General features: G+C 75.2%; 23 protein-coding genes. 17 read left to right on the forward strand and 6 right to left on the reverse strand.

Annotation, left to right across the window (positions count from 1 at the left end):
* Nucleotides 1–49: 49 nt before the first annotated feature.
* Complete coding sequence (locus tag O2W20_RS13050; RefSeq protein WP_036334013.1) at nucleotides 50–544, reverse strand: inorganic diphosphatase; 495 nt, start codon at nucleotides 542–544, stop codon at nucleotides 50–52.
* A 96-nt stretch (nucleotides 545–640) separates the two neighbouring features.
* Here O2W20_RS13050 and dacB point away from each other — a divergent pair, with 96 nt between their 5' ends.
* The 10 genes from dacB (at nucleotide 641) to O2W20_RS13100 (ending at nucleotide 11,013) form a co-directional block, all read left to right on the forward strand.
* The gene (dacB, locus tag O2W20_RS13055) at nucleotides 641–3,043 is read left to right on the forward strand and encodes a D-alanyl-D-alanine carboxypeptidase/D-alanyl-D-alanine endopeptidase (RefSeq protein ID WP_269172196.1); all 2,403 of its coding nucleotides are present in this window, start codon (nucleotides 641–643) and stop codon (nucleotides 3,041–3,043) included.
* A 40-nt stretch (nucleotides 3,044–3,083) separates the two neighbouring features.
* Nucleotides 3,084–4,178 carry a zinc-dependent metalloprotease gene (locus tag O2W20_RS13060; protein ID WP_269172195.1) on the forward strand — a complete coding sequence of 365 codons (1,095 nt, stop codon included), beginning with the start codon at nucleotides 3,084–3,086 and terminating at the stop codon, nucleotides 4,176–4,178.
* A 20-nt stretch (nucleotides 4,179–4,198) separates the two neighbouring features.
* A complete protein-coding gene (gene tilS / locus O2W20_RS13065) occupies nucleotides 4,199–5,224 on the forward strand; it encodes a tRNA lysidine(34) synthetase TilS (protein WP_269172194.1) in 1,026 nt (341 codons plus the stop codon).
* A gap of 5 nt (nucleotides 5,225–5,229) precedes the next feature.
* Nucleotides 5,230–5,820, forward strand: a complete 591-nt coding sequence (gene hpt / locus O2W20_RS13070) for a hypoxanthine phosphoribosyltransferase (protein WP_331253759.1) — start codon at nucleotides 5,230–5,232, stop codon at nucleotides 5,818–5,820.
* Nucleotides 5,821–6,040: 220 nt separating this feature from the next.
* Nucleotides 6,041–8,041 (forward strand): ATP-dependent zinc metalloprotease FtsH, encoded by a 2,001-nt coding sequence (gene ftsH, locus O2W20_RS13075; RefSeq protein ID WP_269172193.1) that lies wholly within the window; start codon nucleotides 6,041–6,043, stop codon nucleotides 8,039–8,041.
* Between the two features lie 65 nt (nucleotides 8,042–8,106).
* On the forward strand, nucleotides 8,107–8,778 hold the full coding sequence (folE, locus tag O2W20_RS13080) for a GTP cyclohydrolase I FolE (protein WP_269172192.1): 672 nt from the start codon (nucleotides 8,107–8,109) through the stop codon (nucleotides 8,776–8,778).
* A gap of 16 nt (nucleotides 8,779–8,794) precedes the next feature.
* Nucleotides 8,795–9,646, forward strand: coding sequence for a dihydropteroate synthase (gene folP / locus O2W20_RS13085; RefSeq protein ID WP_269172191.1), 852 nt, complete (start codon nucleotides 8,795–8,797; stop codon nucleotides 9,644–9,646).
* Nucleotides 9,639–10,010 (forward strand): dihydroneopterin aldolase, encoded by a 372-nt coding sequence (gene folB / locus O2W20_RS13090; RefSeq protein ID WP_269172190.1) that lies wholly within the window; start codon nucleotides 9,639–9,641, stop codon nucleotides 10,008–10,010. Before folP ends, folB begins: the two co-directional genes overlap by 8 nt.
* The gene (gene folK / locus O2W20_RS13095; RefSeq protein ID WP_269172189.1) at nucleotides 10,010–10,513 is read left to right on the forward strand and encodes a 2-amino-4-hydroxy-6-hydroxymethyldihydropteridine diphosphokinase; all 504 of its coding nucleotides are present in this window, start codon (nucleotides 10,010–10,012) and stop codon (nucleotides 10,511–10,513) included. Before folB ends, folK begins: the two co-directional genes overlap by 1 nt.
* Entirely contained in the window at nucleotides 10,510–11,013 is a 504-nt protein-coding gene (locus tag O2W20_RS13100) for a DUF3180 domain-containing protein (RefSeq protein WP_269172188.1), read from the forward strand. The genes folK and O2W20_RS13100 overlap by 4 nt, the downstream gene beginning before the upstream one ends.
* 46 nt (nucleotides 11,014–11,059) lie before the next feature.
* Here the strand turns inward: O2W20_RS13100 and O2W20_RS13105 are convergent, their stop codons facing one another.
* The 4 genes from O2W20_RS13105 to O2W20_RS13120 form a co-directional block, all read right to left on the reverse strand.
* On the reverse strand, nucleotides 11,060–12,019 hold the full coding sequence (locus O2W20_RS13105; RefSeq protein ID WP_269172187.1) for a glycine betaine ABC transporter substrate-binding protein: 960 nt from the start codon (nucleotides 12,017–12,019) through the stop codon (nucleotides 11,060–11,062).
* Nucleotides 12,020–12,104: 85 nt separating this feature from the next.
* Nucleotides 12,105–12,947, reverse strand: a complete 843-nt coding sequence (locus O2W20_RS13110; protein ID WP_269172186.1) for an ABC transporter permease — start codon at nucleotides 12,945–12,947, stop codon at nucleotides 12,105–12,107.
* A complete protein-coding gene (locus tag O2W20_RS13115; protein ID WP_269172185.1) occupies nucleotides 12,944–13,636 on the reverse strand; it encodes an ABC transporter permease in 693 nt (230 codons plus the stop codon). The genes O2W20_RS13110 and O2W20_RS13115 overlap by 4 nt, the downstream gene beginning before the upstream one ends.
* Nucleotides 13,633–14,769, reverse strand: coding sequence for an ABC transporter ATP-binding protein (locus tag O2W20_RS13120; RefSeq protein ID WP_269172184.1), 1,137 nt, complete (start codon nucleotides 14,767–14,769; stop codon nucleotides 13,633–13,635). Before O2W20_RS13120 ends, O2W20_RS13115 begins: the two co-directional genes overlap by 4 nt.
* Nucleotides 14,770–15,179: 410 nt before the next feature.
* On the opposite strand from O2W20_RS13120, the gene O2W20_RS13125 reads away from it, so the two are divergent.
* Complete coding sequence (locus O2W20_RS13125; protein WP_269172183.1) at nucleotides 15,180–16,790, forward strand: DUF6779 domain-containing protein; 1,611 nt, start codon at nucleotides 15,180–15,182, stop codon at nucleotides 16,788–16,790.
* Between the two features lie 85 nt (nucleotides 16,791–16,875).
* On the opposite strand, the gene O2W20_RS13130 is transcribed toward O2W20_RS13125, so the two are convergent.
* The gene (locus O2W20_RS13130; RefSeq protein WP_269172182.1) at nucleotides 16,876–17,628 is read right to left on the reverse strand and encodes an SDR family oxidoreductase; all 753 of its coding nucleotides are present in this window, start codon (nucleotides 17,626–17,628) and stop codon (nucleotides 16,876–16,878) included.
* Nucleotides 17,629–17,925: 297 nt separating this feature from the next.
* Here O2W20_RS13130 and O2W20_RS13135 point away from each other — a divergent pair, with 297 nt between their 5' ends.
* The 6 genes from O2W20_RS13135 (at nucleotide 17,926) to O2W20_RS13160 (ending at nucleotide 23,770) form a co-directional block, all read left to right on the forward strand.
* Nucleotides 17,926–18,882, forward strand: coding sequence for a Rossmann-like and DUF2520 domain-containing protein (locus O2W20_RS13135; protein WP_269172181.1), 957 nt, complete (start codon nucleotides 17,926–17,928; stop codon nucleotides 18,880–18,882).
* Entirely contained in the window at nucleotides 18,879–19,733 is an 855-nt protein-coding gene (panC, locus tag O2W20_RS13140; protein ID WP_269172180.1) for a pantoate--beta-alanine ligase, read from the forward strand. Before O2W20_RS13135 ends, panC begins: the two co-directional genes overlap by 4 nt.
* An 11-nt stretch (nucleotides 19,734–19,744) precedes the next feature.
* Nucleotides 19,745–20,158: an aspartate 1-decarboxylase gene (gene panD / locus O2W20_RS13145; protein ID WP_269161446.1), complete on the forward strand. Its 414-nt coding sequence runs from the start codon at nucleotides 19,745–19,747 to the stop codon at nucleotides 20,156–20,158.
* Nucleotides 20,159–20,172: 14 nt separating this feature from the next.
* Nucleotides 20,173–21,840, forward strand: coding sequence for an L-aspartate oxidase (locus O2W20_RS13150; RefSeq protein WP_269172179.1), 1,668 nt, complete (start codon nucleotides 20,173–20,175; stop codon nucleotides 21,838–21,840).
* A gap of 168 nt (nucleotides 21,841–22,008) precedes the next feature.
* A complete protein-coding gene (gene nadC, locus O2W20_RS13155) occupies nucleotides 22,009–22,944 on the forward strand; it encodes a carboxylating nicotinate-nucleotide diphosphorylase (protein WP_269172178.1) in 936 nt (311 codons plus the stop codon).
* Between the two features lies 1 nt (nucleotide 22,945).
* Complete coding sequence (locus tag O2W20_RS13160) at nucleotides 22,946–23,770, forward strand: type III pantothenate kinase (protein WP_269172177.1); 825 nt, start codon at nucleotides 22,946–22,948, stop codon at nucleotides 23,768–23,770.
* The last annotated feature ends 8 nt before the right edge of the window (nucleotides 23,771–23,778 follow it).

Raw genomic sequence — 23,778 nt, forward strand, 5'->3', positions numbered from 1 at the left:
GTGCGCCGCCGTCTGGTCAGTGCGTGTCCGGCGAGGTCCGCCGGTGGGGTCAGTGCTGTCGGGGGGTGTCGATGGCGCGCTGCCGGGAGGCCTCGATCTCGGCCTCGGCCTCGGCGCGCCCGACCCACTCGGCGCCCTCGACCGACTTGCCCGGCTCGAGGTCCTTGTAGGTCTCGAAGAAGTGCTGGATCTCCAGCCGGTCGAACTCCGAGACATCGTTGATGTCCTGCAGGTGGGCCATCCGGGGGTCGGTCGCCGGGACGGTGAGGACCTTGTCGTCCCCACCCGCCTCGTCGGTCATCCGGAACATGCCGATCGCCCGGCAGGTGATGAGGCACCCGGGGAACGTCGGCTCCTCCAGGAGCACCAGGGCATCGAGCGGGTCACCGTCCATTCCGAGCGTCTCCTCGATGTACCCGTAGTCGGCGGGGTACCGGGTCGAGGTGAACAGCATCCGGTCCAGGCGGATGCGTCCGGTGGCGTGGTCCAGCTCGTACTTGTTCCGCTGGCCCTTGGGGATCTCTACCGTCACGTCGAACTGCACGCCGATAGTGTGGCGTACGACCGTCCGTCCCGTCGGCGGAGGTCACTCCAGGGGGTGGGGGAGATCTCGTCGAGTCCGGGTGCAGAGCAGCCGGGGGTGCCCGAAGGCAGCCCGGAGGTGCCGCCCTCGGCGGCCGACGGCGGCGCCGGGACGACGCCCGGTCCGTCGCTCCCGGCCGACGCCACGCCCACCGGGCCGGCCGTCGCAGTGCCGGGAACGGAACACACCGGGCCGGTGGGAGAGTCGGGCGCTGAGGCGGCCGAGCAGGGACATCCGGAGGTCGAGCAGGCTGCCGAGCCGCCAGCGCCGGCAGGGACCACCGAGGAGTCGCTTCCGGAGGGGACCGGCGAGGCTGCCGAGGCGCGCCGTGCGGCAGCGGAGCAGGCAGCAGCCGACCTGGCCGCGGTGAAGAGGTGGGCGGCCGAGCGGGCTGCCGCCGAGCGCGCAGCAGCCGAGGAGGCCGAGCGTGCTGCGGCCGCTCAGGCCGAGCTCGACGAGGCCGACGTCGAACGCGCCCGGGCCGAGCAGGCCGCCGCCGACCTCGCCGCCGTCCGGGAGTGGGCGGCCCAGCAGGCCGCCGCGGCGCGGGCCGCCGAGGACCAGGCTGCCGCCGAACGGGCCACGGCGGACCAGGCAGAGGCTGCGCGCGCCGAGGCCGAGCGCGCAACGGTCGCTCGGGCGGAGGCCGATCGCGTGGCGGCCGAGCAGGTCGAGGCGGGTCGGCTGGCGGCAGAACGAGCGGCCGCAGCGGAGGCCGACGGGCAGCGGGCCGCCGCGGCTGCGGCGATGGCCGCCGAGCGTGCGGCCATCGAGCAGGAGACAGCCGAGCGAGCCGCGACCGCGCGCGCCGCAGCAGCCGAGCGCGCCGCGGCCGAGGACGCCGCGGCCGAGCGCAGGGCGGCGGCCGAAGGCGCGGCAGCCGAGCGCGCCGCAGCCGAGCGCGCGGCCGTCGAGCGCGCGGCCGTCGAACGCGCGGCCGCCGAACGCGCGGACCGGGCGCAGGTGCACGCCGAACGGGCGGCCGGACGCCGGACGGTCCCAGGACACGCTGCTCCTGCTCCGGCGGCGGCGGGTGCCACCGCGGCCACACCTGGCCCCCGGCAGGCGGGGTCCGGCGCCGGGAGCAGCGGCCGGCGGGTCAAGCTCCTGATCGCCGCCGTCCTCGCCCTCGTGCTGGTCGCGGCCGGGGTGGTGCTGGCCCTGGACCTGACCGGCGGCGACCCCGCCGTCGCCGTGGACGCCGAGCAGGTGCCCGACGCCGTCCTGCCCGACCTCACCGAGCCCGGCCCGGTGCTCACCCCGCTCTCCGCGGAGGCACCGGTGCCCGACCCGGCGGCCCTCACGGCCGTGCTGACCCCGTTGCTCGCCGCCCCGGCGCTCGGCAGCGGCCTGTCCGCCCAGGTCGTCGACGTGGCCACCGGGCAGGTGCTCTTCGACCAGGACGCGGCTGACCCCGGCACGCCGGCCTCCACCGCGAAGCTGCTCACCGCCCTCGCCGCGCTCACCACCCTGGACCCCACCGACACCCTGACGACGACCGTGGTGGCCGGCAGCACCCCGGGGGAGGTCGTCCTGGTGGGCGGGGGCGACCCGACCCTGTCGACGACCGCACCCTCGGTCGACTATCCCGGCGCGGCGACCGTCGCGGACCTGGCCGCCCAGGTCCAGGAGGCGCTCGGTGGTCAGCCGGTGACCAGCGTCGTCGTCGACAACTCGTTGTTCAGCGGCCCGCTCACCGCCCAGGGCTGGGGGGCTGACGACGCACCGTCGACGTACGCCGCTCCGGTGACCGCCACCGCCGTCGACGGCGCCCGGCAGGTTCCCGGCCGCACCCCCCGCAGCGGGTCGCCGGGCACCGACGCCGGTGCCGCACTGGCCGCGGCGCTGGGCGCCCCGGAGGCGGCGGTCAGCCTCGGTGCCGCACCGGCCGGCGCGCGCACGCTGGGCAGCGTCGAGTCGGCGCCCGTCGCCCGGCTGGTCGAGCAGGCGCTCACCGCGTCGGACAACCTGCTGGCCGAGTCGCTGGCCCGGCACGTGGCCATCGCCCGGGGCCTGCCGGCCACCTTCCAGGGCGCCGGGCAGGCGATCGGCGCAGCGCTGGCCGAGGCGGGGCTGGACACCACCGGGCTCGCCCTCTCCGACGCCAGCGGCCTGTCCCGCGACGACCGGGTGCCCGCCCGGCTCCTGGTCGACGTCGTCCAGGCCGCCGCGGACGGGAGCGTCCCCGACGCCGACGTGCTGCTCTCCGGCCTCCCGGTCGCCGGGTACGACGGCACCCTGACCGACCGCGCCGTCGCCGGCCAGGGCATCCCCGGGTCGGTGCGGGCCAAGACCGGCACGCTGCTGGGCGTCAACGACCTGGCGGGCACGGTGCAGACCGCCGACGGCCGGCTGCTGGCCTTCGCCGTCCTGGCCGACGGGACCACCGGGAGCCTGGAGGACACCGAGACCGCACTGGACGTCGTGGCGGCCGCACTGGCCGGCTGCGGCTGCCGCTGACGGCGGCCGGCCGGCGGGTGCTGCCGGGTACGGTGAGGCGATGAGCCGCTCCTCGTCCCTGGTCGACTGGGACCTCGCCGGCCGCACCGCCCGTCGCTTGACCGGCGCCGGCCCGGAGACCACCCGCGAGGAGGCGGCGGCCGTCGTCGCGGAGCTGCACAGCGCGGCCGCGACCGCCGTCGCGCACGTCGAGGCGCTCACCGGTCTGCGCCCCGTCCCCGGCGGCCCGGTGCCCACGGTGGCGGTCGTCGACCGGCCCGGCTGGATCGACTCGAACACCACGGGCATGGCGGCCCTGCTCGACCCGCTGGCCGACGGGCTGCAGGCGGCGCAGGGCACCACGCCGGGGCCGCTGGCCACCGCGATCGGCTCACGGGCGACCGGGGTGCAGGCCGGCGGGGTGCTGGCCTTCCTGTGCACCCGCGTGCTGGGCCAGTACGAGGTCTTCGGCAGCGGCGGCCGCCTGCTGCTGGTGGCGCCCAACATCGTGGAGACCGAGCGCCGGCTCGGCGTCGACCCCACGGACTTCCGGCTGTGGGTCTGCCTGCACGAGGTCACCCACCAGCTGCAGTTCACCGCCGTGCCGTGGCTGCGTGGCCACCTCGAGGCGCAGATCGCCGCCTTCGCCGAGGCGACCGACCTGACCCCGGACGTGCTGCGCGAGCGGCTCACCGACGTGCTGCGCAGCCTCACCGACGTCGTCCGCGGCACCGGTGCCGACGACGACTCCCCGCAGGGCCTGATGGCGCTGATCCGGGACCCCGAGCAGCGGGCCGTGCTCGACCGGGTCACCGCGGTGATGAGCCTGCTCGAGGGGCACGCCGAGTACGTGATGGACGGCGTCGGCCCCGACGTCGTCCCGTCCGTGCGCACGCTGCGCAAGCGCTTCGCCCAGCGCCGCAAGGGCCGCGGCCCCATCGACCGGGTGCTCCGCCGCCTGCTCGGCCTGGAGCAGAAGATGCAGCAGTACGCCGATGGCCGGGTCTTCGTGGCCGGGGTCGTCGAGCTGGTCGGCATGGACGGGTTCAACCAGGTCTGGGCCGGGCCGGAGAACCTGCCGTACAAGGACGAGCTGACCGAGCCCGCCCGCTGGGTGGAGCGCGTGCTGGAGACCCGGCCCGCCTTCCCCGCCTGAGCCGGCGCGCCCCGTCCCCGGTGGTCGGACCCGACCCCGCCGTCGCGGCGCTGCGCAGCGCCGTGCGCCCGGGGTTGCGGACGGGCACGGGCCCGGTGCTCGCCGCCTGCAGCGGGGGAGCGGACTCGGTGGCGCTGGCCGCCGCGCTGGCCTTCGAGGCTCCCCGCGCCGGCCGCCCGGTCGGCGGGGTCACCGTGGACCACGGGCTGCAGCCCGGGTCGGCCGAGCAGGCCGAGCGCACCGCCGGCCTGCTCCGGGCCCTCGGGCTCTCCCCGGTGCTGGTGCTCCGGGTCGACGTCGGCGCCGAGGGCGGGCCGGAGGGCGCGGCCCGGGCGGCCCGCACGGCCGCGCTGGCCGGGGCGGCGGGCGACCACGGGGCGGCGGTCGCGCTGGGCCACACCCTCGACGACCAGGCCGAGACCGTCCTGCTCGGGCTGGCCCGCGGCTCCGGACCACGCTCGGTCGCCGGCATGGTCGAGCACCGCCCGCCGTTCTGGCGCCCGCTGCTCGACGTCCGGCGGTCGACCACCCGGGCCGCCTGCGCGGCGCAGCAGCTGCCGATCTGGGACGACCCGTGGAACAGCGACCCGGCCTACACCCGCGTCCGCCTGCGCACCGAGGTGCTGCCGCTGCTGGAGGAGGTCCTCGGCGGGGGCGTCGCGGCGGCCCTCGGCCGGACCGCGGCGATGGTGCGGGAGGACCTGGACACCCTGGACGCGCTGGCCGCGGACGAGCTGGCGGCGCTGGCCGGCCCGGACGGCGACCTGCCCGCCGCCCCGCTGGCCGAGCTGCCTCCGGCCCTGCGACGCCGGGTGCTGCGCGGCTGGCTACGCCACGCCCAGGTGCCCGACCTGCAGGGCGTGCACCTGTCGGCGGTCGACGCGCTCGTCACCCGGTGGAGGGGCCAGGGGCGGGTGGACCTCCCCGGTGGTGCGGGAGTGCGGCGCGCGTCTGGCAGGCTGACCGTGCAGCCCGGCGGTTCCCCCGGTCGCGGGACCGGTCCGCGCCCGGCTGCACCAGATGCCGTCCCCCCTGAGGAGCCCTGACCGTCGTGAGCGAGCCCGCCATCCCCGCAGCCGGCCCGTTGGGCCCGGACCACGGCTACGGCCCGGACATCGACCACGTGCTGCTGTCCGAGGAGCAGATCCAGGGCAAGATCGCGGAGCTGGCCGCGCAGATCGCCCACGACTACGCCGGCCGCGAGGTGCTGCTGGTCGGCGTCCTCAAGGGCGCGGTGCTGTTCATGTCCGACTTCGCCCGGGCGCTGCAGCTGCCGACCCAGATGGAGTTCATGGCGGTCTCCTCCTACGGCAGCGCCACCAGCTCCTCCGGCGTGGTGCGGATCCTGAAGGACCTGGACCGCGACATCGCCGACAAGCACGTGCTGGTGCTCGAGGACATCATCGACTCCGGGCTCACGCTGTCCTGGCTGCTGAAGAACCTGGGCAGCCGGCGGCCGGCGTCCCTGGAGGTCTGCACGCTGCTGCGCAAGCCGGACGCGGTGAAGGTCGACGTCCCGGTGCGCTACATCGGCTTCGACATCCCCAACGAGTTCGTCGTCGGCTACGGGCTGGACTACGCCGAGCGGTACCGCGACCTGCCCTACATCGCCACCCTCAAGCCCGAGGTCTACTCCAGCTGACGAAGGACCTGGCTGCACCCACGACGCGCGTCGCTCGCCGCGGGTCCCTGCAGCCAGGCCGAACAGCTCGAGAGCAGCAGGGGCACAGGTCCACCGGTGTACCTTCGACCCAACGACGTCGCCCCGCGGCGGGGCGTCCCCAGGATCGCGGGCGGCGTCCAGCGACGATCAGGAGGGTCGACGGGCAAGCCGGGTCCACCCCGGCGCCCGGCCACGGTGTATGGAACGTAAGAAGATCTTCCGGAGCGTCTGGTTCTGGATCGCCATCGTCGTCCTGCTGGCCTTCGTCGGCTCCAGCTTCTTCCGCAGCGACCCGGAGTACCAGGAGGTCTCGACCTCCACGGCGCTCGCGCAGTTCGCCGAGGGCAACGTCGACTCGGCCACCATCAACGACCGCGAGCAGACGGTCGATCTCGACCTGATCGAGCCGGTGGAGGGCAGTGACCAGGTCACTGCGTTCTACCCGGTCGGCGCCGAGGAGGACGTCTTCGACCTGGTCAGTGGCCTGGGTGAGGGCGAGGGCGTCGACTTCGACACCAACGTCTCCCAGGACAACCTGCTGGTCAGCATCCTGGTCAGCTTCCTGCCCTTCGTGCTGCTCCTGCTGCTGCTCTTCTGGTTGTTCAGCTCCATGCAGGGTGGCGGCCGGGGTGTGATGGCCTTCGGGAAGTCCAAGGCCAAGATCGTCAGCAAGGACACCCCGAAGACGACGTTCGGTGACGTGGCCGGTGCCGACGAGGCGATCCAGGAACTCCACGAGATCAAGGACTTCCTGCAGAACCCGGTCAAGTACCAGGCGATCGGCGCGAAGATCCCCAAGGGCGTGCTGCTGTTCGGTCCGCCCGGCACCGGCAAGACGCTGCTGGCCCGCGCGGTCGCCGGTGAGGCCGGCGTGCCGTTCTACTCCATCTCCGGGTCGGACTTCGTCGAGATGTTCGTCGGCGTCGGGGCCAGCCGGGTCCGCGACCTGTTCACCCAGGCGAAGGAGAACGCTCCGGCGATCATCTTCATCGACGAGATCGACGCCGTCGGCCGGCAGCGCGGCGCCGGCATGGGCGGCGGGCACGACGAGCGCGAGCAGACGCTGAACCAGATGCTCGTCGAGATGGACGGCTTCGACGTCAAGGGCGGCGTCATCATGATCGCCGCCACCAACCGGCCGGACGTCCTGGACCCCGCACTCCTGCGCCCGGGCCGGTTCGACCGGCAGATCCCGGTCGACCGACCCGACCTGCTGGGTCGGACGGCGGTGCTCAAGGTGCACGCCACCGGCAAGCCGCTCGCCGACGACGTCGACCTGGAGACGGTGGCCCGGCGCACGCCCGGCTTCACCGGCGCCGACCTGGCCAACGTGCTCAACGAGGCGGCGCTGCTCACCGCCCGCCAGGACGAGACGGTCATCACCGACGCCACCCTCGAGGAGGCGATCGACCGGGTGCTGGCCGGCCCGGAGCGGAAGACCCGGGCGATGAGCGAGAAGGAGAAGAAGGTCACCGCGTACCACGAGGGCGGTCACGCCCTGGTGGCGCACGCGCTCCCGAACACCGACCCGGTGCACAAGGTGACGATCCTGCCGCGCGGCCGCTCGCTGGGGCACACGCTCATCCTCCCCACCGAGGACCGGTACACCCAGACACGTTCGGAGATGATCGACACCCTCGCCTACGCGCTGGGCGGACGGGCGGCCGAGGAGCTGGTCTTCCACGAGCCGACCACCGGCGCCGGCAACGACATCGAGAAGGCCACCTCGCTGGCCAAGTCGATGGTCACCCAGTACGGGATGAGCGCGAAGCTCGGTGCCGTCAAGTACGGCAGCACCGACTCCGAGCCGTTCCTCGGCCGGGACATGGGCTCGCGGTCGGACTACTCCGACGCCGTCGCCGCCGACATCGACGGCGAGGTGCGCGCGCTGATCGAGGCGGCGCACGACGAGGCCTGGGAGATCCTGGTCGAGTACCGGGACGTCCTGGACCGGCTGGTGCTGGAGCTCCTGGAGAGGGAGACCCTCTCCCGGGAGGACATGGACCGGATCTGCACCGGGGTGGTCAAGCGCCCGTCGATGGCGCCGTACAACGGCTTCGGCAAGCGCACCCCCTCGGAGCGTCCGCCGGTGCTGACCCCGGCGGAGGTGGCCGCCGCGAACGGTGGGTCGCACGCGTCGACCAACGGCGAGCCGAAGCTGCCGGTCGGCGACGTCGGCGCCCCGGTCCAGGGCCGGTGAGCGACGCGGTCGGGGGTGTGGCCCCCGGCGGCGTGGCACCTCGCAGAGCCGGACTCGACGGAGCCGTGCCCGCGGCGGCGGACGGCCACGGCACCGTCCGGCGCGCGCCGGTGGACGGCGTCGGCCAGGACCCCCGGACCGGTGACCCGGTGGCCGACCTGCCCGAGGGGCAGGTCGACACGGCCCGGATCGAGGCCGCCGTCCGGGAGATCCTGATCGCGATCGGGGAGGACCCGGACCGGTCGGGCCTGGTGGACACCCCGGGGCGGGTCGCGCGGGCCTACGGGGAGACGTTCGCCGGCCTGGCCCAGGACCCCTACGACGTCCTGGCGACGACGTTCGACGAGGAGCACGACGAGCTCGTGCTGGTCAAGGACATCCCGATGTACTCGACCTGCGAGCACCACCTGGTGCCCTTCCACGGCCGGGCACACGTCGGCTACATCCCCGGCACCGACGGGCGGGTCACCGGGCTGTCGAAGCTCGCCCGGCTGGTCGAGGTGTACGCCCGGCGGCCGCAGGTGCAGGAACGGATGACCCGGCAGATCGCCGACTCGCTGTTCGAGGTGCTCACGCCCCAGGGCGTGATCGTGGTCGTGGAGGCAGAGCACCTCTGCATGGCGATGCGCGGCATCCGCAAGCCCGGCTCGTCCACGATCACCTCCGCGGTGCGCGGCATCTTCCGGGAGAACCCGGCGACCCGCAGCGAGGCGATGAGCCTCATCCTGCAGCGGTGACGGCGGAGTGAGCGCCGTGGCCCTGCCGCGCCCGGGCCGGTGTCTGGTGATGGGCGTCCTGAACGTCACGCCGGACTCCTTCTCCGACGGCGGGTGCTACGCCGACGCCGGCGCCGCGATCGCGCACGGCCTGGAGATGCACGCCGCCGGCGCGGACTACGTCGACGTCGGCGGCGAGTCGACCCGGCCGGGCGCCGACCGGGTCGACGCGGCCGAGGAGTGCCGGCGGGTCGTGCCGGTGGTCCGGGAGCTGTCCGCCGCAGGCGTGCGGGTCAGCGTGGACACCACCCGCGCCGAGGTCGCCGCCGCCGCCCTGGAGGCCGGCGCGGTGCTGGTCAACGACGTCAGCGGCGGCCTGGCCGACGAGGGCATGGCCCGGCTGGTGGCCGAGACCGGGGTGCCGTGGGTGTTGATGCACTGGCGAGGGCACAGCCGGGAGATGTACGCGGCGGCGCGCTACGGAGACGTGGTCACCGAGGTCGGCGCAGAGCTGACCGCCCGGGTCGAGGACGTCGTGGCCGCCGGCGTCGACCCCGCCCAGCTGGTGCTCGACCCGGGGCTGGGGTTCGCCAAGAACGCCGAGCACAACTGGGCGTTGCTGGCCGGGCTGGACCGGCTGGTCGCCCTCGGGCTGCCGGTGCTGGTCGGGGCCTCGCGCAAGACGTTCCTGGGCCGGCTGCTGGCCGGGCCGGGGGGCGAGCTCCGTCCGGTCGAGGGCCGGGAAGCGGCGACCGTGGCGATCTCGGTGCTGGCCGCGCAGGCCGGTGCCTGGGGCGTCCGGGTGCACGACCCGGTGCAGTCGCTGGACGCGATCGCCACCCTGGCCGCCGTGCGGGCGGCCCCCAGCGCAGGAGGACACCGTGGCTGACCCGAAGCCGGACCGGATCACGGTGCACGGCCTGACCGGGCACGGCTTCCACGGTGTGTACCCGGCCGAACGCGAGAACGGCCAAACCTTCCGGGTCGACGCGGTGCTCGAGCTGGACACCGCCCCGGCGGCCGCGGACGACGACCTGACCAAGACCGTGCACTACGGCGAGCTGGCCCAGCAGCTGCACGCCGTGCTGGTCGGCGAACCGGTCGACCTGCTGGAGACGCTGGCCCAGCGGCTGGCCGACCTGTGCCTGGCGTACCCGGTGGTGGACGCCGTGGAGATCACCGTGCACAAGCCGGAGGTCGACCTGGGCGTGCCGGCCCACGACGTCACGGTCGCGATCCGGCGCGAGCGCTGATGAGCCGGGCCGTCCTCTCCCTCGGCGGGAACCTCGGCGACCGGGCCGGCACCCTGCGGCGGGCCCTGGTGGCGCTGAAGGAGCACGGCCTGGTCGCTCGGTCGACGCTGTACGAGACGCCGCCGTGGGGGCCGGTCGAGCAGCCGCCCTACCTCAACGCGGTCGCCGTCGTCCGGGGTGAGCGGGACGCCGCCGGCTGGCTCACCCTGGCGCAGGAGCTCGAACAGGCGGCCGGTCGCACCCGGGACGTCCGCTGGGGAGCCCGCACGCTGGACGTCGACGTCGTCACCGTCACCGCGGACGACGGGACGCCGGTGGTCTCGGCCGACCCGACGCTGACCCTCCCGCACCCCCGGGCCGCGGAGCGGGCCTTCGTGCTCGTCCCGTGGCTGACGCTGGACCCCGCGGCGACCCTGCCGGGGCACGGCAGGGTGGCCGACCTGGTCACGGCGCTCCCGGCCGACGAGGTGGCCGCGGTCGTCCGCTGGGAGCAGCTCGCGTGACCTCCGTCCGCCGCCGGGACCTGGTGGCCCTCGCGGTCGGGCTGGCGCTGGCCAGTTGGCTGCTGGTCCGGGCCGGCTACGGCTCGCTGCCGCAGCTGCAGTGGTGGCTGCCGGTGCCGCTGGGCGTGCTGGCGGTCGCCGAGCTGCTCGGCGCCCGGGCGCTGGCGGCCCGACTGTCCGCGCAGCGCGACCGCCGGCCGCCGCCGGGCCGGAGCCCGGCCGCCGCCCGCCCGGTCGAGCCGATGCTGGTGGCCCGGGTGGCGGTGCTCGCCCAGGCCAGCGCCTACGTCGGCGCGGTGCTCACCGGCTGCTGGGCGGGGCTGCTGCTGCACACGGTGCCTCAGCTGGGCCGGCTGTCCGCGGCCACCGCCGACACCGTCACCGGCGTCCTCGGTGTCGTCTTCGCCGCCGGGCTCACCGGTGCGGCGTTGTGGCTGGAACAGGTCTGCAAGATCCCGCCCGACGAGGACGACGCCGCCACACCTCCCGCGCGCGCCTGAGGCGGTCCGGCCGGTTGGGAGGCCCCCCGGCCGGACCACCGGCGGGTCAGGGCTGCTCGGCCAGGTCGGCGATCGAGGTGAGGCCGTACTCCTCCGCGGTCTCCCTGGTCACGACGATGGCGTCCTTGTCCTGGGCCTCCGACTGCTCGAGCACGGTCAGGTTCTCCGGCAGGGCCTCGGGGAGCGCGGCGTAGACCTCCTCGGAGCTGACCGCGGTCGCCTCCTCGTCGAAGTACTCCAGCAGCACACCGGTGTACTCCGGGATCAGGTCGATCGACCCGTCCTGCAGGCCGGGCATGTAGACCTCCCGGCTGCCGATGTTGAGCTGGGTCTCGACCGTCGCGCCCTGGGCCTGCAGCGCCTGCGCGTAGATGTTGGCCAGGGTGATGTTCTCCGGGAAGTTCGCCGACCCGATGGTGAGGTCCGTCCCGGCCGCCTGCGTGCCCGTCGCGTCCAGACCCTTCTCGGCCAGCCACTGCCCGGCGACCGCGGCCGGGTCCTGCCGGTCGATGATCACCTGCTCGTTGAGCGCGATGAGGTCCTCGGTGGTGAGCTCCGCGGACACCGCGTTCAGCACGGCGGCGACGCCGTCGGTGGCCTCCTCGGTGCTGATCAGCGGGACCACGTTCTGCGCGGCGAACAGGTTCTCCGGGTCCTCCAGGACCACCCAGTCGTTGGCCGCGATGTTCGGGTCGGTGGTGAAGACGTCGGCTGCGTCGATCTGGCCGTTGGCCAGCGCGTTGATGGTGAGCGGGCCGCCGGCGTCCAGGCTGCGGAACTCACCGAAGGTGACGCCGTAGACCTCCTCCAGGCCGGGGACGCCGTCGGGTCGGGTCTGGAACTCCGGCGGCCCGCCGAGGACCAGCTCGGCGGCGATGGTGTCGCCGCCCCCGGCGGGGGTGCTCTCGCCCCCTCCCGCACTGCTGCTGCCGGACTCTCCGCACGCGGTCAGCGCGGTGAGCAGGGCGGTCCCGCCGGTCAGCGCCGTGGCGATCCTGCGGTTCATGTGGTCTCTCCTGGGGTCAGCCGCGGCGCGGCGCGCCGGGTCACTGGGTGCCGGGTGGCGGGTGCCACCCGCGGAACGGGACCGGTCACCCCGAGGGGTGGTCGCCGGAGGGGGTCAGGGCGGCGGCCGGGGTGGTCGCCTGCCGTGGGGACCGGCCACCGTCGGGCCCGCCCCTCGGTGGCTCGGGACGCACCACGGTCACCGCCGCGCTGCGGCTGTCGCGGGTCGAGCGGCGGGAGAACCGGCCGGAGACGCCGCGTGAGACGGTCGCGCGCTGCAGCAGCGAGAGCGCCAGGTCGACCAGCAGGGCCAGCGCGGCGACCAGGACGGCGCCGCCGGCCATCTGGCCGAAGTCCCGGCTGGCCAGCCCGTCGTACACGTAGCGGCCCAGGCCACCGAGCCCGACGTAGGCCGCGATCGTCGCGGTGGCGATGACCTGCAGTGCGGCGCTCCGCAGGCCGGAGAACACCAGCGGGAGCGCGTTGGGAAGCTCCACGCGGAACAGCACCTGCCGGCCGGTCATGCCCATGCCGCGGGCCGCATCGCGGGCGTCCGGGGACACGTTGCGCACCCCGGCGTAGGTGTTGGCCAGGATCGCCGGCAGGGCCAGCAGGACCAGGGCGATCTCCGTGGGCACCAGGTAGACGGCGTCCCCGCGGCCGCTGATCAGCGGCGACACCATGACGTACAGGAGGATCAGCAGGCCGACCGTGGGCAGCGCCCGCAGCCCGTTGGCCACCGAGACCAGCCACGACGCCCGGCCGGTGTGGCCGAGGACGAGCCCCAGCGGGAAGGCGATCACCCCGGCGATCGACAGGGCGACCGCGGTGTACGCCAGGTGCGCGGTGGCCTGCGCGACGATGCCGGGCGTGACCCGGGTACCGGTCCAGTTCTGCGGGTCGTTGAGCCACAGGAGCACGTCGTTCATCGGGCCGCCGTCGCCCGCTGCCACGGGGTGATGAGCCGGGCGCCGAGGACGATCGACCGGTCGAGCAGCAGCGCCAGTGCGACGGACAGGACGATGCCCAGCACGATCGGCGGGTAGTAGGGGCCGGTCACCGACAGCTGGAACCCGGTGATGAACAGCTGGCCGAGCTGGGGGATCCCGATGGTCGCCGCGATGGCGACCAGGCTGACGTTGGCCACCATGGCCACCCGCAGGCCCGCGGCGATGACCGGCACGGCGAGCGGGAGCTCCACCGTCCGCAGCCGCTGCAGGCGGGTGAACCCCATCGCGGTGGCCGCCTGCACGGCGTCCTCGGGGACGGCGGCCAGGCCGTCGGCGACCACCCGCACCAGCAGCGCGATGGTGTAGATCGTCAATGCGGCGACCACGTTGACCGGGTCGAGGATCTGGGTGCCCAGCAGGGTGGGCATGACGACGAACAACGCCAGCGAGGGGATGGTGTACAGCAGGCCGGACACCGAGACGACCGGCGCGTACGCCCACCGGTACCGGCGGGCCAGCCAGCCGATCGGGAAGGCCACCAGCAGGCCGATGACCACGGGCAGGACCGAGAGCCAGGTGTGCGCCCACAGCAGGTCCAGCACCTCGGCGCGGTGGTCGGCGAAGTAGCCGAACACGTCCCAGGGCGCCGAGCCGTTCTCCGAGTTCACGGCCTGACCTGGGCCGAGGGGTCCGCGGTCGCGGCGTGCAGGTGCTCCAGCACGGTGCCGGCCCGGACCGAGCCGACGAGCCGCCCGCCCTCGTCGACCACCACACCCCGGCCGCTGGGTGAGGAGAGCGCGGCGTCCAGGGCCTCGCGCAGGGTGCCGCCGATCGGGGACAGGGTGCCGCCCAGGTTGAGCAGGCCGGGGGTGACGACGTCGCCCGGCGCGGGTCCTGGGCCTCCGTCGGGATGGGCCCGGAGGTGCAGCCAGCCCTGCGGGAGGCCCCCGTCGTCCACCACGAGCACCCAGTCGTCGACGGCGACGTCGTGCGCCCGGGCCACCGGCGAGCCGAGGGTCACGGTCGGCTCGGCCGCCACGGCCACCTCGGCGGAGATGAAGCCCAGCGCTCGGTAACCGCGGTCACGACCCACGAACTCGGCCACGAAGGGGTCGGCGGGAGTGGCCAGCAGGTCGGCGGGGGCGGCCACCTGGGCCAGTCTCCCGCCGACGGCGAGGACGGCGACCCGGTCGCCGAGCCTGATCGCCTCGTCGATGTCGTGGGTGACGAACAGGATCGTCTTGCCCAGCTCGCCCTGCAGCCTCAGGAACTCCTGCTGCAGCTGGTCGCGGACCACCGGGTCGACGGCGCTGAACGGCTCGTCCATCAGCATGACCGGCGGGTCGGACGCCAGCGCCCGGGCAACGCCCACCCGCTGCTGCTGGCCGCCGGAGAGCTGGGCGGGATAGCGGTCGGCGAAGGAGGCCGGCAGTCCGACCAGCTCCATCAGCTCGATCGCCCGCCGGCGCGCCTGCCGACGGCCCGTCCCGGTGAGCATCGGGACGGTGGCCACGTTGTCCACGACGGTGCGGTGCGGGAACAGCCCGGCGTGCTGGATCACGTACCCGATGCTCCGACGCAGCTCGGTGGCGGGCACCGAGGTGACGTCGCGGTCGTCGATCGTGATCGTGCCGGAGGTCGGCTCGACCATCCGGTTGACCATCCGCAGGCTGGTGGTCTTGCCGCAGCCGGACGGTCCGACGAGCACGGTGATCTGGCCCGAGGGTGCCGTCAGGCTCAGTTCGTCGACCGCGACGGTCCCGTCGGGGTATGCCTTCGACACCGCGTCGAAACGGATCATCGGGGTCCTCCCTGCGGCTGGGGTGCACTGGGCCGGGGTCGACGGTGGGGGGTGGGCGGTGCGCTGCTGTGGGTGCCCGTCGTCCGCGCGGAGATGGGTGTGGCCACCGGCACTCCTCGATCGACTGGCGGTTGCGGCACGTGCGACCGGTGCTGCCCCGAGGGGGTCCGCAGCGCGGGCACCATCGAAACACATCGCGTCGTGCACGATCGATCCTTCGCCGTCGACGTGCTCGTCCTGGGCCGGTGGCCTCGCCCCGCGGCCGATGGTCCTCGCCCCGCCGACCTCGCGGAGGGACACCCGGCGCGTACGGAGCGGAGTTGACCGTTGTCGGCGGCAGCCGCCCGTAGGCTGCTGGCATGGGAGGTCGCCGCGACGACGGAGTCCCCGCCCGCAGTCCTCTCCCGCCCGTGCCGTCCCACCCGGCCGCCGTCCAGGTGACGCCGCCGGTCGTCGAGCCGGTACCGGGGTCCGCGGCCCAGCGGGTGTGGTCGGGCGTCGCTCTGCTGCTCGCCGTGCCGGCCACGGCCGCGGCCTTCCTCACCGAGGACCCGCTGTACCTGCGGGTCGCGCTGCTCGCCGTCTGCTGGGCCTTCGTGATCGCCGCGTTCCTGGCCGGCAGCCGGCGAGCCGACCGGATGGCCGCGACCGCCCGGGAGGCCGAGCTCCGGCACGCCTACGACCTGGAGCTGGCGCACGAGGTCGCCGCCCGGCACGAGCACGCGGCCGAGTTGGAGAACCGGCTGCGGCGCGAGGCAGAGCAGGCGATGAGCGGCGAGCTCGGTCGACTGCGCACCGAGCTCGCCGCCCTGACCCAGCTGCGCAGCGAGCCGAGCGGGCTGGAGCAGCTGCGCACCGAGCTGGCCGGGCTGGGCGAGTTGCGCGGTGACCTCGGCCGGATGCGCAGCGAGCTGACCGAGCAGCTGTCCGGTGAGCTGCTGATCGAGCGCATGGTGATGCGAGCGCAGTCCGTCCGTGGACCGGCACGGACCGCCGACGTCGGTCGCACGGTGGAGGGTGCCCCGCCCGGGTGGGAGGCCTCCGTGTGGACGTCCTCGCCGGCCGGGCCGGATGCACCCGCTGAGCCCGGCCGGGTCCTCCCGGTGTCGGTCGCCGAGGCCCTCGACCTCCCCGCGCCGCCGATCAGCAGGGCGTCTGCGCCGCCCGAGGAGTCGGCGGACCGGCACCGGCCGCCCTCGCCGCTGGAGTGGCTGGTCGAGGAGGCGGTCCTCGAGCCGTGGGTCGAGCCGAGCCCGAAGTCGCCGCTGGCCTGGCTGGGGGAGAAGGCCCTCCTCGACGCGGCCGGCCGTCCGGCCGCTGAGGTGCCGGTCGTGCCGATGCCGTCCCGGCCGCCACTGCCCGAGCCTGTCCTGCGCGTGCCCGAGCCGGTCCTGCACGAGCCCGAGCCTGTCCTGCGCGTCCCCGAGCCGGTCCTGCACGAGCCCGAGCCCGCCCTGCCTGTGCCCGAACCCGACCCCGAGCCTGCTCCGCGCGTGCCCGAGCCGGCGCTCCGCGTGTCCGACCTCGTGGCCGCGATGTCGGACCCCCTCGAGCCGCCGCGGCGTCGGCACCGCCGGGCTGCGGAGCCCGACGAGGCGGGCGGCGTCACCCCCTCGAACGGTCGCCGGCGCAGCCATGCCGCACCGGAAGAGGAGTCCGCGGCGAGCCCCAGCTGGTCGGACTGGGCGGCTGCGTCCGCCGGCTCCGGGTCCGGCGCATCGGGAGGGGAGACCCCGTCGTGGGCGTCGCCCGCCGAGCCGATCCCGACGGGTGCAGCGCCCTCGGTGGAGTCGCCGCCCTGGGAGCCGACCCCGTGGTCGGCCGCCCCCGTCACCCCGGTGGCCGCGGAGCCGGCGCCGCGGGCGACGGCGCCGGCGCAGGGGCACGCCCGGCTGGAGCAGATCCTGGCCGAGAGCGGGGTCTCCGCGCCCAGCGGCGGCCGGTCCCGGCGTCGCCGCTACCGCGAGGAGGGCGAGGAGGCCGGCGACGACGTCCTCGCCCGGGTGCTCGGCCGCAACTAGGAGCCCAGGGCTCCCGGCCTCGTTCCTGGCCCCCTCGCAGGGACCCACCGCGAGCGTGCGAGGGGCGGGGGGGCCTTCGACTTCCTCAGATGGGGCCGCGGGACAGGGCGCCGCCGTCGAGGACCAGCGTCTGACCGGTGACCCAGCCGGCCTGGTCGCTCAGCAGGTAGGCGGCCGCCTCGCCGATGTCCTCGGGCACGCCGAGCCGGCCCACCGGGTACTGGCCGCCCAGCTCGTCCTCGCGGCCGGTGAACAGTGCCTCGGCGAACCGGGTCTTCACCACGGCCGGGGCGACGGCGTTGACCCGCACCTTGGGCCCCATCTCCACGGCCAGCTGCGTGGTCAGGTTGATCAGGGCGGCCTTGCTGACGCCGTAGGCGGCGATCCCCTCGCTGGACTTCAGCCCGGCGACCGACGCCACGATCAGCACCGAGCCGCCGTGCTCGGACATCCACGCCTTCCAGGCCTCCTGGACCAGGCCGAGGCTGGCGACGACGTTGGTGTCCAGGATCTTGCGGAAGGCGTCCAGCGGGGCGTCCATCAGCGGGCCGAACACCGGGTTGATGCCGACGTTGCCGACCAGCACGTCCAGGCTGCCGAACGTCTCGATCGCGGTGCGGACCGCCTCGGCGCGGTGCTCGGGGTCGCCGACGTTCCCCGCCACGGCGACCGCCTTCTCCGGGCCACCGAGCGCCTCGACCGCCTCGGCGAGCGCGTCGGGCTTGCGCGCGGTGACCACCACCCGGGCGCCTCGCTCCACCAGGCTCTGCGCGATCGCCAGGCCGATGCCCCGGCTCGCGCCCGTGACCAGTGCCGTGCGTCCCTCGAAGCTGCTCACCGTGCTCCTCCTGCTCACCAGAGCCGGCTCCGCTGCCGGCCGGCCCCACCCAATCACGGGCAGATCCGGCTCCGGCGACGACCCGGGTGAGTCAGGACACACCCCGGCGGCGTTGCCCGGGGCGGCCACGGGTAACAGACTCGCCATCGGCGGTACACCCGCGTGACACGTCCCCCGGGGCGGTTGCAGCAGGTGGCTCGCCGGGATCGACCGCTCCACCACACGGCCCACGACGACGTGGGACGACGCGACCTGAGTCCGGTACCCGCGAGGGACTGGAACGAGAGGTGCACCGGGATGCCCGATCGTCCCCGCGCGCTGCCTGCGCGCCCTGCCCCCTTGCCCGCGGGCCTGCCCGCAGCGACCGAGGCCCCCGCCCGTCTGCGGGTCGGGATCGTCGGTGCCGGCCGGGTCGGCGCCGTGCTCGGCGCCGCGCTCGCCGCCGCCGGCCACGAGGTGGTCGCCGCCTCCGGGGTGTCCGCCGCCTCCGCCGAACGCGCGGCCCGCCTGCTGCCCGGTGTCCCGCTGCTGCCCGCCGACGAGGTCGTCGCCGCCAGTGACCTGGTGGTCCTGGCCGTGCCCGACGACACCCTCGCGGGCCTGGTCGCCGGCCTCGCCGAGACCGGCGCCTGGCGGCGCGGCCAGCTGCTCTTCCACACCTCCGGTGCGCACGGCCTGGCCGTGCTGCTGCCGGCCGAGCGCCGTGGCGTCCTGGCCCTGGCGCTGCACCCGGCGATGACCTTCTCCGGCGCCCCCGAGGACGCCGCCCGGCTGGTGGCCGCCCCGTTCGGGGTCACCAGCCGCCCCGAGCACCGTCCGGTCGCGGAGACCCTGGTGCTGGAGATGGGCGGCGAGCCGTTCTGGATCGACGAGGCCGATCGCGGGCTCTACCACGCGGCGCTGGTCACCGGCGCGAACCACCTGGTCACGCTGGTCGCCGAGGCCGCCGACCTGCTCCGGGCCGCCGGGGTCGACGAGCCGGGCCGGGTGCTCACGCCGCTGCTGACCGCCGCCCTGGACAACGGGCTGCGCCGCGGCGACCGCGGGCTCACCGGCCCGGTCAGCCGCGGCGACGTCGGCACCGTGGCCGCGCACCTGGACACGCTGAGCGAGCGCGCGCCCGCCGCGGTCGACGCCTACGTGGCCCTGGCCCGGCGCACCACCGAGCGGGCGCTGGCCGCCGGCCGGCTCAAGCGGCACGAGGGCGCTCCGCTGCTGGAGCTGCTCGACTCGGCCGAGGAGGCGGCGCGATGAGCCTGTCCCTCCGGTCGCCGGTGGTCGCGGAGACGACCGCGGAGCTGCGCCGGCTGCGGGCCGAGCTGCCCGGGCCGGTCGTGCTGGTGCCCACCATGGGCGCGCTGCACGAGGGGCACCGCACGCTGGTCCGTGCAGCCCGCGAGCACGGCGGCAGCGTCGTCGTCTCGGTGTTCGTCAACCCGACCCAGTTCGGCCCCGGCGAGGACTTCGACCGCTACCCCCGCACCTGGGACGCCGACCTGGCCGCGCTCGCCGAGGAGGGCACCGACCTGGTGTTCCACCCGCCGGTGGACGAGGTGTACCCACCCGGCGCGCTGGGGGTCACCGTGCAGGCCGGGCCGCTGGGCGAGGTGCTGGAGGGCGCCGTCCGCCCCGGGCACTTCGCCGGCGTGCTGACCGTGGTCGCGAAGCTCTTCGGCCTGGTCCGCCCGGACGTCGCCGTCTTCGGCGAGAAGGACTACCAGCAGCTGACGCTGATCCGGGCGATGGCCCGTGAGCTGGCGCTGGGGGTGCAGGTGGTCGGCGTGCCGACGGTCCGCGAGGACGACGGCATGGCGCTGTCCTCCCGCAACCGGTTCCTCTCGGCGGAACAGCGCAGGGCCGCTGCCGCGTTGTCCGCAGCACTGCGTGCCGGTGTCCAGGCAGGGCCGCAGGGCGCCGGCGCGGTCCTGGCCGCGGCCGGCGCGGTCCTGGCCGAGGCCCCCGACCTGCTCCAGGACTACCTGGAACTGACCGATCCAGATCTGGGACCGGCACCCGCCGCCGGCCCCGCCCGGCTGCTGGTCGCCGCTCGCGCCGGCAGCACCCGACTCATCGACAACACCGCTGTGGAACTGGGGAACTGCTGATGATGCGCACCATGCTCAAGAGCAAGATCCACCGGGCCACGGTGACCCAGGCCGACCTGCACTACGTCGGGTCGGTCACCGTCGACGAGGACCTGATGGACGCCGCCGACCTGCTGGCCGGTGAGCAGGTGGCGATCGTCGACGTCACCAACGGCGCCCGGCTGGAGACCTACGTCATCCCCGGCGAGCGCGGCACGGGCGTGCTGGGCATCAACGGTGCCGCCGCGCACCTGGTGCACCCGGGCGACCTGGTGATCCTGATCAGCTACGGCCTGATGGACGAGTCGGAGGCCAAGTCCTACCTGCCGGCGGTCGTGCACGTCGACGCGGACAACCGCGTCGTCGAGCTGGGCGCCGACCCCTCCGCCCCGGTGCCGGGGGCGACGGACCAGCAGCGCAGCGACCTCGGCGTCCCGGTCCGGTGAGCCTCTCCGCAGAAATGGCCATTTCTGCGGACCTGGGCCCGGGGCTGCCGCTGCGGCTGCGTGCCCCCGCCCCGGGCTGGGAGCTGACCGCCGACGTCTGCGTGGTGGGCTCCGGGGTCGCCGGGCTCTGCGTGGCCCTGCACGCCCGCGCGGCGGGGCTCTCGGTCGCCGTCGTGACCAAGGTCGAGGTGGACGACGGCTCGACGCGCTGGGCGCAGGGCGGGATCGCCGCGGTCCTGGACCCGGCGGACACCCCGGCCGCCCATGCCCGGGACACCGAGGTGGCCGGGGTGGGGCTCTGCGACGCCGACGCCGTCCAGGCGCTGGTCACCGAGGGGCCCGAGCGGCTGCACCAGCTGATCAGCTGGGGGGCCGCGTTCGACCGGGGCCCGACCGGGCGGCTGCTGCTGACCCGGGAGGGCGGCCACTCCACCGACCGCATCGTGCACGCCGGCGGGGACGCCACCGGGGCGGAGGTCCAGCGGGCGCTGCGCGACGCCGTGGCCGCCGACCCCGGGGTGACGCTGGTCGAGCACGCGATGGTCCTGGACCTGCTGCGCGACGCCGACGGCCGCACCGCCGGGGTGACCCTGCACGTGCTCGGCGAGGGCAGCGCCGACGGGGTGGGCGCCGTGCGGTCACGCGCCGTGGTGCTCGCCACCGGCGGGATGGGCCAGGTGTACGCCGCCACCACCAACCCGGCCGTCTCCACCGGCGACGGCGTCGCCCTGGGCCTGCGGGCCGGGGCGGTCGCGAGTGACCTGGAGTTCGTCCAGTTCCACCCCACCGCCCTCTACCTGGGCCCGGGCGCCCGCGGCCAGCAGCCGCTGGTCTCCGAGGCGCTGCGGGGGGAGGGCGCGGTGCTGCGTGACGACGCCGGAGAGCGGTTCATGCCCGCCGTCCACCCGCTCGCCGAGCTGGCCCCGCGGGACGTGGTGGCCAAGGCGGTCACCCGGGTGCAGCTGCGGGACGGCGTCGACCACGTCTGGCTCGACGCCCGCGGGCTCCCCGGGCTCGCCGAGCGGTTCCCGACCATCGTGGCCCGCTGCCGGGAGGCCGGCATCGACCCGGTGACCGAGCTGGTGCCGGTCACGCCGGCCGCGCACTACGCCTCCGGCGGGCTGGCGACCGACCTGACCGGGCGGACCACGGTGCCCGGCCTCTACGCCTGCGGCGAGGTCGCGTGCACGGGCGTGCACGGGGCCAACCGGCTGGCGTCGAACTCGCTCCTGGAGGGGTTGGTCTTCGCCGGGCGGATCGGTGCGGCACTGGCCCGGGACCTGCCGGTGCCCGCCGCGGCGGCGCCGGAGGACCCGCGGCCGGCCGGGCTGGTCGACGTGGCCGCCCGCGCGCCGCTGACCACGACGATGTCGGCCCGGGTCGGTGCGCTGCGGAGCGGTCCGGGGCTGGCCGAGGCCGCCGAGCAGCTCACGACGCTGGGGGAGTGGACCACCGCCGTCCCCGGGGTGCCCGGCTGGGAGACCACCGACCTGCTGACCGTGGCCACCGCGATCACCGCCGCGGCCGCCGCGCGCCAGGAGACCCGCGGCTGCCACTGGCGGGAGGATCACCCCGAGGCCGTCGAGGACTGGGAGGTGCACCTGGACGTGCAGCTCGCCGACGACGGGCGGGTCCGCCTCGCGCGCCGCTCCGTGGGCACGCCCGTGTCGGTGGACTGGTGAGCGAGCATCGCAGCGAGCATCGCAGCGAGCGAGGAGCGGAACGAACCATCCGAGCGGAGCGAGGCGATGACGTGGTGAGCGAGCATCGCAGCGAGCGCCAGCGAGCGAGGAGCGGAACGAACCATCCGAGCGGAGCGAGGCGATGACGTGGTGAGCGAGCATGTGCCGGTGACCACCCCGGCGAGCCGAGCGCTGCCCACCGACCCGACCGACCTCAGCGGCACCGGTCTGAGCGCCGCCTGGGTCGCCGAGCTCGTCGAGCGCACGCTGACCGAGGACCTGACCGGCGGCGCCCCGCTGCCCAGCGCCCCCGACGTCGCCGTCGGCTACGACGTGACCAGCGCCGCGACCGTCCCCGGCGCCCAGTTCGGGACGGCGGACCTCGTGGCCCGGGCCGACGGCGTGGTCGCCGGCCTGCCGCTGGCCGCCCGGGTGTTCACCCGGCTGGCCCCGGGCGCCACGCTGACCGCGGGTGCGGCCGACGGCGACCGGGTGCGCCGCGGCGACGTCCTGCTCACCGTCCGCGGCCCGGTGCGGGCGCTGCTGGCCGCCGAGCGCAGCGCGCTGAACATCGCCAGCCGCGCCAGCGGCATCGCCACCGCCACCCGGGCCTGGGTCGACGCCGTCGCCGGCACCGGCGCGGTCGTGCTGGACACCCGCAAGACCACCCCCGGGCTGCGCCCGCTGGAGAAGTACGCCGTGCGCTGCGGCGGCGGGGCGAACAAGCGGATGGGCCTCTACGACGTGGCGATGATCAAGGACAACCACGTCGCCGCGGCCGGGTCGGTGGCCGCCGCGGTGGCGCTGGTCCGGGAGCGCGCCCCTCGGGTCACCGTGCAGGTCGAGTGCGACACCCTCGACCAGGTCGGCGAGGCGCTGGACGCAGGTGCGGACTTCCTGCTGCTGGACAACATGACCCCCGACCAGCTCCGGCAGGCCGTGGCACTGGTCGGTGACCTGGACGTCGACCTGGAGGCCACCGGCGGGCTCACCCTCGACGTCGCCCGGGAGGTGGCCGACACGGGCATCGACTTCCTCTCCGTCGGTGCGCTCACCCACTCCTCGCCGATCCTCGACCTCGCGCTCGACCTGCGGGCAGGCTGAGGTGCTGCTGACCGTCGACGTCGGCAACAGCCAGACGGTGCTGGCGACCTTCGACGGCGCCCGGCGGCTCGACTGCTGGCGGGTGACGACCCAGCCCCGGGCCACCGCCGACGAGCTGCACATGCTGTGGCGCGGACTGCTCCGGGACACCGCGGTCACCGGGGTCGCCGTCTGCTCCACCGTGCCGGGGCTGCTCCCGGCGCTGCGGCAGCTGCTCGACCGGCTCGCCGTCCCGGTCACCCTGATCGGGCCCGGGGTGCGCACCGGGGTGCCGCTGCACGTGGACAACCCGCGTGAGGTGGGCGCCGACCGGGTGGTCACCGCGCTGGCCGCGCACGAGCTGTACGGCCGTCGCCCCGACGGCACCGGACGGCCGGTGGTGGTGGTGGACTTCGGCACCTCCACCACCGTCGACGCGGTGGGCCCGGACGGGCAGTTCCTCGGCGGCGCGCTCGCGCCCGGCGTCGAGGTGAGCCTGGACGCGCTGGCTGCCCGCGCCGCGCAGCTGCGCTCGGTGGAGCTCACCGTCCCCACCCAGGCGATCGGCAAGAACACCGTCGCCGCCCTGCAGTCCGGGATGGTCCTCGGCTTCGCCGGGCTGGTCGACGGCCTGGTCGCCCGGATCGCCGCCGAACTGGTCGCGCAGTTCGGGGCGGCACCGGTGGTGGTGGCCACCGGCGGACTGCACCCGCTGCTCGTCGACAGCTGCCGGTCGATCGGGGAGCGTGAGCCCGATCTCACCGTGCACGGCCTGCGACTGGCGTTCGAGCGGCACCAGTCCTCCGGCGGGTCCGGCGGTGGCGGGACGTCGTCCGGCCGCCCGTAGGCTCTGCC

The sequence above is a fragment of the Modestobacter sp. VKM Ac-2982 genome (assembly GCF_026967935.1).
GTDB lineage: Bacteria > Actinomycetota > Actinomycetes > Mycobacteriales > Geodermatophilaceae > Modestobacter.

What these genes read in the sequence shown, in the direction of transcription:
- panC (WP_269172180.1), top strand. Translation starts at nt 18,879, where the DNA reads ATGAGCCTGTCCCTCCGGTCGCCGGTGGTCGCGGAGACGACCGCGGAG.
- panD (WP_269161446.1), top strand. Translation starts at nt 19,745, where the DNA reads ATGCTCAAGAGCAAGATCCACCGGGCCACGGTGACCCAGGCCGACCTG.
- O2W20_RS13060 (WP_269172195.1), top strand. Translation starts at nt 3,084, where the DNA reads ATGAGCCGCTCCTCGTCCCTGGTCGACTGGGACCTCGCCGGCCGCACC.
- folK (WP_269172189.1), top strand. Translation starts at nt 10,010, where the DNA reads ATGAGCCGGGCCGTCCTCTCCCTCGGCGGGAACCTCGGCGACCGGGCC.
- O2W20_RS13110 (WP_269172186.1), bottom strand. Translation starts at nt 12,947, where the DNA reads ATGAACGACGTGCTCCTGTGGCTCAACGACCCGCAGAACTGGACCGGT.
- O2W20_RS13105 (WP_269172187.1), bottom strand. Translation starts at nt 12,019, where the DNA reads ATGAACCGCAGGATCGCCACGGCGCTGACCGGCGGGACCGCCCTGCTC.
- O2W20_RS13135 (WP_269172181.1), top strand. Translation starts at nt 17,926, where the DNA reads ATGCCCGATCGTCCCCGCGCGCTGCCTGCGCGCCCTGCCCCCTTGCCC.
- ftsH (WP_269172193.1), top strand. Translation starts at nt 6,041, where the DNA reads ATGGAACGTAAGAAGATCTTCCGGAGCGTCTGGTTCTGGATCGCCATC.
- O2W20_RS13150 (WP_269172179.1), top strand. Translation starts at nt 20,173, where the DNA reads ATGGCCATTTCTGCGGACCTGGGCCCGGGGCTGCCGCTGCGGCTGCGT.
- O2W20_RS13120 (WP_269172184.1), bottom strand. Translation starts at nt 14,769, where the DNA reads ATGATCCGTTTCGACGCGGTGTCGAAGGCATACCCCGACGGGACCGTC.